Below are 12,151 nucleotides of genomic sequence, written 5' to 3'. Positions count from 1 at the left end.
CATGGCAGGAGTAAAAGCCGCTGAAGTATCAGCAATTTTAAAGCAACAGTTATCAGGATTTGACGCTAGCGCATCTTTAGATGAAGTAGGGTCAGTATTACAAGTAGGTGATGGTATTGTACGCGCTTACGGATTAGCTAACGCTCAATACGGAGAGTTAGTAGAATTTGAAGGTGGTTTAGAAGGTATAGTACTTAACTTAGAAGAAGATAACGTTGGTATTGTATTATTAGGTGGTTCTAAAGGAGTTAAAGAAGGCTCTACTGTAAAACGTACAAACCGTATTGCATCTGTAAAAGTAGGTGAAGGTATTGTTGGTCGTGTTGTAGATACTTTAGGTAACCCAATAGATGGTAAAGGACCAATTGCTGGAGAAACTTATGAAATGCCATTAGAGCGTAAAGCTCCAGGTGTTGTATATCGTGAGCCAGTTACAGAGCCATTACAAACAGGTATTAAAGCAATTGATGCTATGATTCCAGTTGGTAGAGGTCAGCGTGAGTTGGTAATTGGAGATAGACAAACTGGTAAAACTACTGTTTGTATTGATGCTATATTAAATCAAAAAGAATTTTACGATGCAGGTAATCCTGTATATTGTATATATGTTGCTGTAGGTCAAAAGGCTTCTACAGTAGCTTTAATTGCTAAAACATTAGAAGAAAAAGGTGCTTTAGCTTACACAACAATAGTAGCTGCAAATGCATCAGATCCTGCTGCAATGCAAGTTTATGCTCCTTTTACAGGTGCTTCTATTGGTGAGTACTTTAGAGATACTGGTAGACCAGCTTTAATTGTTTTTGATGATTTATCTAAACAAGCAGTTGCTTACCGTGAGGTGTCTTTATTATTACGTCGTCCTCCAGGACGTGAGGCGTACCCTGGTGATGTATTCTACCTACACTCTAGATTGTTAGAGCGTTCTGCAAGAGTTATTAATGATGATAGCATTGCTAAGGATATGAATGATTTACCAGAGTCTTTAAAGCCAATGGTAAAAGGTGGTGGTTCTTTAACTGCATTACCAATTATTGAAACTCAGGCTGGTGACGTTTCTGCATATATCCCAACAAACGTAATTTCTATTACAGACGGACAAATTTTCTTAGATGGAGATTTATTTAACTCTGGTGTACGTCCGGCAATTAACGTAGGTATCTCTGTATCTCGTGTTGGTGGTTCTGCACAAATTAAGTCTATGAAAAAAGTATCTGGTACTTTAAAACTAGATCAGGCTCAGTATCGTGAGTTAGAAGCGTTTGCTAAGTTTGGTTCAGATTTAGATGCATCTACATTAAACGTTATTGAAAAAGGTAAGCGTAACGTTGAGATCTTAAAGCAAGCTCAAAACGATCCTTACACTGTAGAAGATCAAGTAGCTGTTATTTATGCAGGTTCTAAAAACTTATTAAAAGACGTACCAGTAGAAAAGGTTAAAGAATTTGAAGCGGAATATGTAGAGTTTTTAAATGCTAAACACAGAGACGTTTTAGATACCTTAAAAGCAGGTAAATTAACTGACGAGGTTACAGATACTTTAGTAGCTGTATGTAAAGACCTTTCGGCAAAATATAAAGCATAATCCCCTTCTTAATTTCTTGTCAAGAGACAATAAAAAAAGGGAATTTTAATTAGACTAATCAATCCCTCTCCTTTTGGAGAGGTTAGGAGAGGAAAAAATGGCAAACTTAAAAGAAATACGTAATAGAATAGCATCAGTATCTTCAACTATGCAGATTACCAGCGCAATGAAAATGGTATCTGCAGCAAAGTTAAAGAAGGCACAAGATGCAATTACTGCAATGAGGCCTTATTCTGATAAATTAACTGAGCTTTTACAAAGTTTAAGTGCTAATTTAGATGCGGATTCTGGTAGTAAGTTTTCTGAAGAAAGAGAAATTAATAAAGTTTTAATAGTTTCCATAACTTCTAATCGTGGTTTATGTGGTGCTTTTAACTCTAACATTCTTAAGCAAAGTGTTTCTTTAGCAGAAAACACATATGCAGGTAAAGAAGTAGAATTTCTTGCAATAGGGAAAAAATCTAACGATTTTCTTTCTAAAAACTATAATGTAATTGCTAACCATAGTGCGGTTTATGACGATTTAACTTTTGATAATATAGCTGCAATTGCAGAAGATTTAATGGAGTTATTTGTTAACGGTACTTATGATAAGATTGATGTTGTTTACAACAAGTTTAAAAATGCAGCAACGCAAATTGTAATGACAGAGCAGTTTTTACCAATTGTAGCAGCTGTATCAGAAAACGAAACTAGTAACAACAACAATACAGATTATATTTATGATCCTTCTGAAAAAGAAATTGTTGAGCAACTAATTCCTAAGTCTTTAAAAACACAATTATATAAAGGTGTTAGAGATTCTTTTGCTAGTGAGCACGGTGCACGTATGACGGCTATGCACAAAGCAACAGATAATGCAACAGAGCTTAGAGATCAGTTAAAATTAACGTATAACAAAGCAAGACAAGCAGCTATTACTAATGAAATATTAGAAATTGTTGGTGGTGCAGAAGCGTTAAATAACTAAAAATTAGTTTACTGTAGTCTATATATTAAATAAATTTATGATGTAAGTCTGATTTATTACGTAACTAGACGAATAATATAAATTAAAACCTCACTTCTGGTGAGGTTTTTGTTTTTTTGAAATCTTTTAAAAGAAATACTTGGCATTAAATTTGTCATTGTATCTTTATAAATATCAAAACACCCCCATTATGAAAAATTCAATCTTTAGTATACTTGTAGTTTTAGGAATGTTAACGAGCTGTTCTTCTCAAAAGAATTTAGTTGATTCTGCTCCTTTTGAAATAGGAACCGCATATTGCCAAGATTGGTATGGCGGTAAAGAACAATCTGGTGCTGGTGTAGAATTAAAAATTCCTGTAGCTAACTTAGATGGTTACAGAGTTAACTCTATATATTTTAGAGAACAACAATCTTATGTGAAAATAAAAGATGAAGATGGGCAAAAATTTGTTGTAGCAACAATGGTAGCTAAAAAAGCTATGCCGCCTAAAGATATGGTTGTGCATGCAGACCCAAAAAAGGAAGTAGGTAATAAACCAGTAACAAAACAATTGCAAAAAGACTTTCCGTTTGAGTTGGCTTATGACGAAGCTGTTTTAAGCTATTATAGAGGCGATGTAATAAACTATGTTAAAATAACTGGTATAAAGCATAAGCAGGCTATAATTTATCCTTCTAGGTCTAAAGAGTGAGACTTTGTTTACTAGGGTATAAATAACTACTTTTAAACTCTAATTAAACGCTATTGAATCCTTTTAAAAAACTTTTTAAGCAAACCTTTGTGTATGGCTTGGCAACGGTGTTGCCAAGAATGCTGTCTTTTCTTTTGGTGCGTGTGTATACAGACGTAATGGATCCAGATCTTTATGGTCAGGTTTCTGTTATTTTTGCTTGGTTTGCAATTTTTAACGTGTTTTTGGCTTATGGTATGGAGACAGCCTTTTTTAGGTTCTACCATAAATCTGAGGATAAAGAAAAGGTAATTTCTACATCACTTATTTCCATAGCTGTTTCTACCTTAACTTTTTTTGTAGTTGCATTAATATTAAAAAATCCTTTAGCTAGTTTTGCAGGTATACGGGAAGAGTTTATTTCTTATGCAATTTTTATACTAGTTTTAGATGCTTTAGTAATTATTCCTTTTGCATGGCTTAGAGCCACAGAAAAGCCAATGAAATATGCAGTTATTAAAATTGTAAATATTTGTATCAATCTTGGTTTAAATCTCTTTTTCTTATTGTTGTTACCAAAGCTAGTTGTTGGTAATGCAGGTTCTGTTTTTGCATCAATCTATAAAGAAGACTTTCAAATTTCATATATATTTATATCAAATTTAATTGCTAGCGGAGTCACATTAGTTTTAATGTTGGGTTTATACCTTAAAAGCAAATATGTTTTTGATAAAGTACTATGGCGCTCTATGATGAAATATGCTGGACCTGTTTTATTAGCTGGTATAGCGTTTACAATTAATGAGGTTTTTGATAAGATTTTATTAGAATGGCTTTTGCCGGCAAACATAGCCGAATCTGAGGTTGGTAAATATGCTGCTTGTTACAAATTGGCTTTGTTTATGACTCTCTTTGCTACAGCATTTAGAATGGGAATAGAACCCTTCTTTTTTAGTCACTCTAATGCTAAAAACCCTCAAAAAGCATATGCCCAAATTACCAATTATTTTGTAATATTAGGTAGTGTAATTTTATTGGGTGTAGTAGTTTTTGCTGATGTGCTAAAATTATTGTTTGTAGATAACTCCGAGTATTGGGAGGCTATGAAAATAGTGCCCTTAATTGTATTAGCAAACTTCTTTTTAGGAATTTACCATAATCTATCTGTTTGGTATAAGGTTACAGATAAAACACGTTACGGTGCTTTTATATCTGTAATTGGAGCCGTTGTAACTATAGTTGTTAATGTGGCACTTATACCTACATTAAGTTATATGGCTTCTGCTATTGCAACAGTTTTAGCTTATGGTACTATGATGGGGCTTTCTTATTGGTATGGTAAAAAAAATTATCCTATACCCTACAATATGCGTAAAATAGTTTTTTACTTTAGCTTATCTGTGGTATTGTCAATTTTGTCTTTTTACGTTTTTGACAGAAACCTATGGGTGGGTTGTGCATTACTACTCTTATTTGTAGGCTTAGTGTATAAAATGGAAAATGAAGTATTAAGAAAAATAATAAAGAAAAAATGACAATTAAAATAATTAATAAATCGGCACACGAAACTCCTAGTTATGAAACTTTGGCTTCAGCAGGAATGGACTTAAGAGCCAATATTTTAGAGTCTATTACGTTAAAACCTCTAGAAAGAGCTATTATAAAAACCGGACTTTTTATAGAGTTGCCTGTTGGTTATGAGGCTCAAGTTCGCCCAAGAAGTGGTCTGGCAGCTAAAAAAGGTGTTACTGTTTTAAATGCGCCAGGTACAATAGACGCAGATTACAGAGGAGAAATAGGTGTAATTTTAGTAAACCTGTCTAATGAGGATTTTAAAATTGAAAACGGTGAACGTATTGCGCAATTAGTTATTGCAAAGCACGAGAGAGCAGAGTGGATAGAGGTAAATGAGTTGTCTGAAACAGAAAGAGGCGAAGGCGGCTTTGGTAGTACCGGCACTAAGTAAAAAATAATATAAACATAAACCATTATTAATATGAGCACATTAATTTGTGCTTAGATTTAAAAAAAAGAAAAAAATGAAAATTATAGTTCCAATGGCGGGCAGAGGTTCTCGTCTTAGACCACATACATTAACAGTTCCTAAGCCATTAATACCAATAGCAGGTAAACCAATTGTGCATCGCCTGGTTAGTGATATTGCTAAAGTTTTAGATGAACCAATTGAAGAGGTAGCCTTCATTTTAGGAGACCCGGCTTTTTTTGGTGATGATGTTATTGCTAGTTTAAAAGAATTAGCAGAGAGTTTAGGAGCAAAAGCATCTATTTACAGGCAAGACCAACCTTTAGGTACAGGACACGCTATAATGTGTGCTAAAGACTCTTTAAGTGGGCCAGCTGTAATTGCTTATGCAGATACACTAATTAGAGCAGATTTTGATTTAGATAAAACTGCTGATAGTGTTATTTGGGTAAAACAGGTAGAAAAGCCTGAAGCTTTTGGTGTTGTTAAACTAAATGATAAAAACGAAATTACAGAGCTAGTTGAAAAACCAGAGCAATTTGTGTCTGACCTAGCTGTAATTGGTATTTATTACTTTAAGGATGTTGCCGTTCTAAAAGATGAATTGCAGCACGTTTTAGACAATAACATTATTAATGGTGGAGAATACCAAATTAATGATGGTATTAAGCAGATGATGCAGAAAGGTAAAAAGTTTGTTTCTGGTAAGGTTGATGAATGGATGGACTGTGGAAATAAAAATGTTACCGTAGAAACCAATATGCGTATGCTAGGTTTTTTAGAAAAAGATGGTGAGGCATTAGTTTCTAAATCTGTTACATTAGAAAATGCTAATATTATAGAGCCTTGCTACATAGGAGAAAACGTAGTGCTTAAAAACACCACTGTTGGTCCTTATGTATCTGTAGGGGATAATACAGTTATAGAAAACTCAACAATAAAAAATAGCTTAATACAAACCAATAGCAAAATTGAAAATGCAAATTTAGATAATGCAATGGTTGGTAACCACGTAAAATACAATGGCAATTATGAGACAATTAGCATTGGAGATTACTCGGTTTTAGAATAAAAACAATTATAAAACTGCATTTTAACCCCGTAAAATTACCTTTTATGGGGTTTTTTTATGTTTTTTACACCTCTAAAATGTTATAATTCACCTACAAAACTCCTGTTTTTCACAACAATACAGCGTTCAAATTGTTACATACCAGCTATTTATGTGTTAATTTGCATATGAACATCAAATCATAAATGTTTAATTATGCACACTAACCCCCAAATAAAACCTACTTACAAACATATTATTTACTTAATTTTATGTTTTTCATTATTACAATTAAATGCGCAAAACTTAGTTAAAAACCCAAGTTTTGAGTCTTCTAAAAAGTGTAGTAAAAAACCAGGAAACTTTGAAAAAGATGTCTTGGAATGGCGTACGCCATCTGATGGTAGTACAGACTATTATAGTGACTGTAGCCCAGAAATGAGCACAAATCATAACTTTATAGGCAGACAGCAAGTTTATCATGGTAAGGCTTTTGCTGGTTTTTATATGCTAGGCCCAGATAATTACAGAGAGTACATTACTGGTGTTTTAACGCAAACACTTGTAAAAGGCAAAAGATATAAAGTGTCTTTTATGGTAAGCTTGGCAGATAAAGCTGGTTTAGCTGTAGATGAATTTCAAATTTTATTTACCGAAAAATCTCCTAAATGGAGTACTAAAAAAAGTATTGCTATAGACTATGTAAATAACTCAGAAGAAATTAGGTTGTTAAAAGTTAGGTCTGCTGCTGGTTTTTCTAACAAAAGAACTTGGACAAACGTCTCTACAACTTTTGTAGCCAACGGTACAGAAACTTTTGTTACACTTGGTAATTTTAAAAGAGATAAAAGAACCAGAACTAAGGTTACTAATGACAGGCTTCGTAAAGCATCATACTACTACATAGATCAGGTATCTGTTGTAGAAGATGAGGGTATTAACTTAGATGAAATATATGTTATTAAAGACTTGCTATTTACATCTGATAGTTATGTGATTAATAAAGAAGCTAAAGGGCAATTAAGGGAGTTGGTAAGGTATTTAAAAAGAAATCCAAGACTTAATGTTACCATTTATGGGCATTCTGACAACGAAGGAGATGCTAAATACAACAAACTATTGTCTTTAAACAGAGCAAAATCTGTAGGTGAATTTTTATTGGATAATGGTTTAACTTTTGACCGTATTAAATGGCAAGGATATGGAGATGAAATTCCTTTGGCAACTAATAACAGTGAAACAGGAAGATTAAAAAACAGAAGGGTTGAGTTTGTGGTTTCAGAAAGTAAGTACAATACTTACGCAAACAATGGTTTTGAAGAAGATAAAGAGTAAAAAATGCTAATTATACTATAAAAAAACCTCTTCTTAACAAGAAGAGGTTTTTACTATTAAAACAAATTGTAATGCTATTTTGCTTGCATTAATTCTTCAATTTCATCTGCTTCTATAGGAATGTTGGCCATTAAGTTAAACGGCTCTCCATTTTCTTGTATTACAACATCATCCTCTAACCTAATACCTAAGTTTTCATTAGGTATGTAAATACCAGGCTCTACTGTAAATACCATATTTGCTTTCATTGGAGTTTTTAATTCTCCGTAATCATGTGTATTTAAACCAATGTGGTGGCTAGTACCGTGCATAAAGTATTTTTTGTATGCAGGCCAGTTTTTATCTTCATTTTGTACATCTGCTTTGTCTAATAAACCAAGGCCTAATAACTCACTGGTCATTAATTTACCAACTTCCTTATGGTATTCTGCCCAAAGTGTTCCAGGAACAAGCATTTTTGTAGCATCATTTTTAACACGTAAAACCGCGTTATAAACCTCTTTTTGTCTTTTTGTAAACTTACCGCTTACAGGTATACTTCTACTTAAGTCACTAGAGTAGTTTGCGTATTCTGCAGCAACATCCATAAGTATAACATCACCATCTTTACATTGTTGGTTGTTTTCTATGTAGTGTAATACGTTTGCATTGGCGCCAGAAGCAATAATTGGTGTATAAGCAAAACCTTTAGAGCGGTTACGTATAAACTCGTGCAGTAATTCTGCTTCAATTTCATACTCCCAAACACCAGGTTTAACAAAGCTTAATAAACGTCTAAAGCCTTTTTCTGTGATATTACAAGCTTCTTGCATCAATGCCAATTCTTCAGGCTCTTTTACGCCTCTAATATTTTGCATTATGGTAAAGCTTTTTGCCCATTGGTGTGCAGGGTAATCTGCTTTGCATTTTTTTATAAATCGGTCTTCCCTTGTTTCTGTTTCTACAGCTTGTCTATAGTGCTCGTTAGTGTCAAAGTAAACAGTTTCTGCCTCGGTCATTACATCAAAGAAAACTTTGTCAAAATCAGACAACCAATATACAGTTTCTATTCCAGAAACTTCTGTTGCACGTTCTTTGGTAAGTTTTTCCCCTTCCCAAACAGCAATATGTTCATTGGTTTCGCGTACAAATAAAATTTCTTTGTGTTTAGGATCTAGTGCATCAGGAAAAAGAATCAAAATAGTTTCTTCTTGGTCTGCACCCGATAGGTAAAAAATATTTCTATTTTGCTCAAAAGGCATTGTGCTATCTGCGCCAATAGGGTATATGTCATTAGAATTAAAAACAGCAACACTCTTAGGCTTCATTTGAGCCATAAACTTTTTGCGGTTTTTTACGAATAATTTAGAATCGATTTGATTGTACTTCATTTCTTAATTTTTCAGTTGTTATAATGAAATTTCAGAGGCAAAATCGCATAAAATTTCAAGATGTAACCAAAAGTAATGAATATCTATTTTGATGCATAAGAAAACATATCTTTTAGTCTCTTTTTAACGTATTTGGGGCATCAAATAACAAACAAATAAATGTGTTTATACATGTGGTAAAAAATTATTTTGGCATAACACCCTTTATTTATAACTTCCGTAAGTTAAATTAACAGACTAATTAAGAGAACAAAACCTAACGAACTAAAACCTAAAAAATGAAAAAAATTTTATTCATGTGCCTTATGTTTTCTGGTACATTAAGCTTTGCTCAGCCAGCAGCAACCCCCAAAAACGTTGTGCAAAATGCACTTGTACAAAAAAAACAAATGGAAGAATCTTCTGTTGTAAAAAATATAGTATTCACTAATATTGGGCCAACAGTAATGAGTGGCCGTATTGTAGATGTTGCTGTTAACCCTAAGCAACCTACGGAGTTTTATGCTGCTTATGCATCTGGAGGATTGTGGTATACAAATAATAATGGCACAACTTTTACTCCGGTGATGGACAATGCAAGCACGCAAAATATAGGAGATATTGCTGTAGACTGGCAATCTGGAACTATATGGGTTGGTACAGGAGAAAATAATTCGTCTAGATCTTCTTATGCTGGTGTGGGATTATTAAAATCTACAGATAAAGGAGAAACCTGGCAGAATATGGGTTTGGTAGATGCGCACCATATTGGCCGTATTTTAATTAATCCAGAAAATACGAATGAGGTTGTTGTAGGTGCAACAGGGCATTTATACTCTGCTAATGAGGAGCGTGGTATTTATAAAACTACAGATGGTGGTAAAACTTGGAAAAAAACACTTTTTGTAAATGATGTTACTGGTATTATAGACGTTGCTATGGTGCCAACTAACTTTAATGTACAATATGCAGCTGCTTGGGAAAAAGACCGTAAAGCTTGGAATTTTTCTGGTAACGGATCTAACTCTGCTATATATAAAAGTATTGATGGTGGTAGTAATTGGACAAAAATTACAACTAAGGAAAGTGGTTTTCCTACTGGAGAAGGTGTTGGTAGAATTGGTTTAGCCGTTTTTGATGAAAACACTGTTTACGCTGTTCATGATAGTCAGTTTAGAAGACCTGCAGAAGCTAAAAAGAAAAAAGCATCTAATGATTTGGTTAAAGATGATTTTAAAACAATGTCTACTAAAGAGTTTTTGGCTTTGTCTGACTCTAAGCTTAATAATTTTTTAAAAACAAACGGTTTTCATGAAAAGCATAGAGCGCCAAATGTTAAGCAAATGGTACGTGTTGGTACTGTTAAACCAATAGATATTGCTAAGTATTTAGAAGATGCCAACTCTATGTTGTTTGATACGCCTGTTGTTGGAGCAGAAGTATATAGGAGTGATGATGCAGGGAAGACTTGGAAAAAAACAAACCAAGAACATATAGATAATTTGTTTTATAGTTATGGCTATTACTTTGCGCAAATAAGAGTACACCCTAAAAATAAAGATGAAATTTACTTAGCTGGTGTGCCGCTAATAAAATCTAATGATGGCGGTAAAACTTTTGATAATATAGATGGTCCAAATGTACACTCAGACCATCACGCACTATGGATTAATCCGGATTTAAAAGGACATTTAATTAATGGTAATGATGGCGGAATTAATATATCATACGATGATGGTAAAAATTGGATAAAAAATAATTCACCAGCTGTTGGTCAGTTTTATGCTATTAATGTAGATGATGAAAAACCATATAATGTCTATGGTGGTTTGCAAGATAACGGAGTTTGGGTTGGTGCCAATAATGCTAGAGAAAGTGTAAGGTGGCACCAAACAGGACAGTATCCTTGGGAAAGCTTAATGGGTGGTGATGGTATGCAAGTGCAGATAGATAGTAGAAATGCTAACATTGTTTATACAGGTTTTCAGTTTGGAAACTATTTTAGAATAGACAGGGAAAACGATTCTCAAAAATACATTCAGCCTAAACATAATTTAGGGGAGAGTCCTTATCGCTTTAATTGGCAAACACCAATTTTATTGTCTCCTCACAACCAAGATATTTTATACTTAGGAGGTAATAAATTGCACCGTTCTTTTAATAAAGGAGATAATTGGGAAACTATTTCTGGCGATTTAACAAATGGAGGCAAAAAAGGAAATGTGGCTTATGGTACATTAACTACAATATCAGAATCTCCTTTTGCATTTGGATTGCTGTACACAGGTAGTGATGACGGAGCCATACAACTTACTAAAAATGGTGGTGCTTCATGGGAAAAAATAAGTGATAACCTTAAAAACGATGAGCTTTGGGTGTCTAGAGTTGTTGCGTCTGCGCATAAAAAAGAACGTGTTTATGTAACTTTAAATGGTTACAGATGGGATGATTATACGCCATACGTATATGTAAGTGATGATTACGGTAAAAGCTGGAAAAATATTGGTGGTAACATACCTGCTTCTCCAGTAAATGTTATTATTGAAGATCCTGAAAATGAAAATTTATTATTTGTTGGTACAGATAATGGTTTGTATGTGTCTTTTAATATGGGAAATACCTGGAATTTATTTACTAACGGTATACCTGCTGTAGCTGTACATGACTTGGTAATACAACCTACGGCAAAAGATTTATTGGTTGGTACGCATGGTAGAAGCATTTATAAAACTAATATTGCCAAGCTTCAGGAAATGACACCTAAAATGTTGGCTAAAAAATTACACTTGTTTAAACCAGAAAACATTAAACATTCTAGCAGGTGGGGTAATGCTCAATCAACAAGGTTTAGGCCAAACACACCAGGAGTAGATATCAATTTTTATGCAGATAAAAAAGGGAGTTTTACTGCTCGTATTTTAACTATGAATAATACAGAGGTTAGCTCTGTTGTTGTAGATGGTGAAAAAGGGTTTAATGTGTTGTCTTATGATGTTGCTTTTTCTAAAACAGGAAAATCTAACTTTCTAAAAAAGAATAAAGTAAAGTTACAGCAAGCTAAAGATGGCAAAACATATTTGCCTAAGGGAGTGTATAAAATAGAATTGTTTGGTAATGGGGCTAAAACAGCTACAAAATTTGAAATAAAATAAATATACCTATTGTTATATTTTTATAAGCCAAGATTAGTTTCTTGGCTTTTTTTAT

9 protein-coding genes are annotated in these 12,151 nt (G+C 33.5%); 8 read left to right on the top strand and 1 reads right to left on the bottom strand.

Annotation, left to right across the window (positions count from 1 at the left end):
- Position 1 precedes the first annotated feature (1 nt).
- The 7 genes from atpA (at position 2) to KLA_RS17485 (ending at position 7,595) form a co-directional block, all read left to right on the top strand.
- Positions 2 to 1,582, top strand: a complete 1,581-nt coding sequence (gene atpA, locus KLA_RS04030; protein ID WP_034644161.1) for a F0F1 ATP synthase subunit alpha — start codon at positions 2 to 4, stop codon at positions 1,580 to 1,582.
- Positions 1,583 to 1,679: 97 nt separating this feature from the next.
- Positions 1,680 to 2,552 (top strand): ATP synthase F1 subunit gamma, encoded by an 873-nt coding sequence (gene atpG, locus KLA_RS04025; RefSeq protein ID WP_034644331.1) that lies wholly within the window; start codon positions 1,680 to 1,682, stop codon positions 2,550 to 2,552.
- A 190-nt stretch (positions 2,553 to 2,742) separates the two neighbouring features.
- Complete coding sequence (locus KLA_RS04020) at positions 2,743 to 3,246, top strand: hypothetical protein (protein ID WP_013620966.1); 504 nt, start codon at positions 2,743 to 2,745, stop codon at positions 3,244 to 3,246.
- Between the two features lie 53 nt (positions 3,247 to 3,299).
- Complete coding sequence (locus tag KLA_RS04015; RefSeq protein ID WP_034644157.1) at positions 3,300 to 4,760, top strand: oligosaccharide flippase family protein; 1,461 nt, start codon at positions 3,300 to 3,302, stop codon at positions 4,758 to 4,760.
- Positions 4,757 to 5,191 (top strand): dUTP diphosphatase, encoded by a 435-nt coding sequence (dut, locus tag KLA_RS04010; RefSeq protein ID WP_034644155.1) that lies wholly within the window; start codon positions 4,757 to 4,759, stop codon positions 5,189 to 5,191. Before KLA_RS04015 ends, dut begins: the two co-directional genes overlap by 4 nt.
- Before the next feature lie 73 nt (positions 5,192 to 5,264).
- Complete coding sequence (locus KLA_RS04005) at positions 5,265 to 6,281, top strand: sugar phosphate nucleotidyltransferase (RefSeq protein ID WP_034644152.1); 1,017 nt, start codon at positions 5,265 to 5,267, stop codon at positions 6,279 to 6,281.
- A 195-nt stretch (positions 6,282 to 6,476) separates the two neighbouring features.
- Positions 6,477 to 7,595 (top strand): OmpA family protein, encoded by a 1,119-nt coding sequence (locus KLA_RS17485; RefSeq protein ID WP_051456033.1) that lies wholly within the window; start codon positions 6,477 to 6,479, stop codon positions 7,593 to 7,595.
- Positions 7,596 to 7,669: 74 nt separating this feature from the next.
- On the opposite strand, the gene KLA_RS03995 is transcribed toward KLA_RS17485, so the two are convergent.
- Positions 7,670 to 8,965: an aminopeptidase P family protein gene (locus tag KLA_RS03995; protein ID WP_013620971.1), complete on the bottom strand. Its 1,296-nt coding sequence runs from the start codon at positions 8,963 to 8,965 to the stop codon at positions 7,670 to 7,672.
- A gap of 278 nt (positions 8,966 to 9,243) precedes the next feature.
- Here KLA_RS03995 and KLA_RS03990 point away from each other — a divergent pair, with 278 nt between their 5' ends.
- Positions 9,244 to 12,096, top strand: coding sequence for a sialidase family protein (locus KLA_RS03990; protein ID WP_034644149.1), 2,853 nt, complete (start codon positions 9,244 to 9,246; stop codon positions 12,094 to 12,096).
- Positions 12,097 to 12,151 lie beyond the last annotated feature (55 nt).

It is taken from the genome of Cellulophaga geojensis KL-A (genome assembly GCF_000568425.1).
Taxonomy (GTDB): Bacteria; Bacteroidota; Bacteroidia; order Flavobacteriales; family Flavobacteriaceae; genus Cellulophaga; species Cellulophaga lytica.
This window is presented reverse-complemented; position numbering and strand designations above follow the sequence as displayed.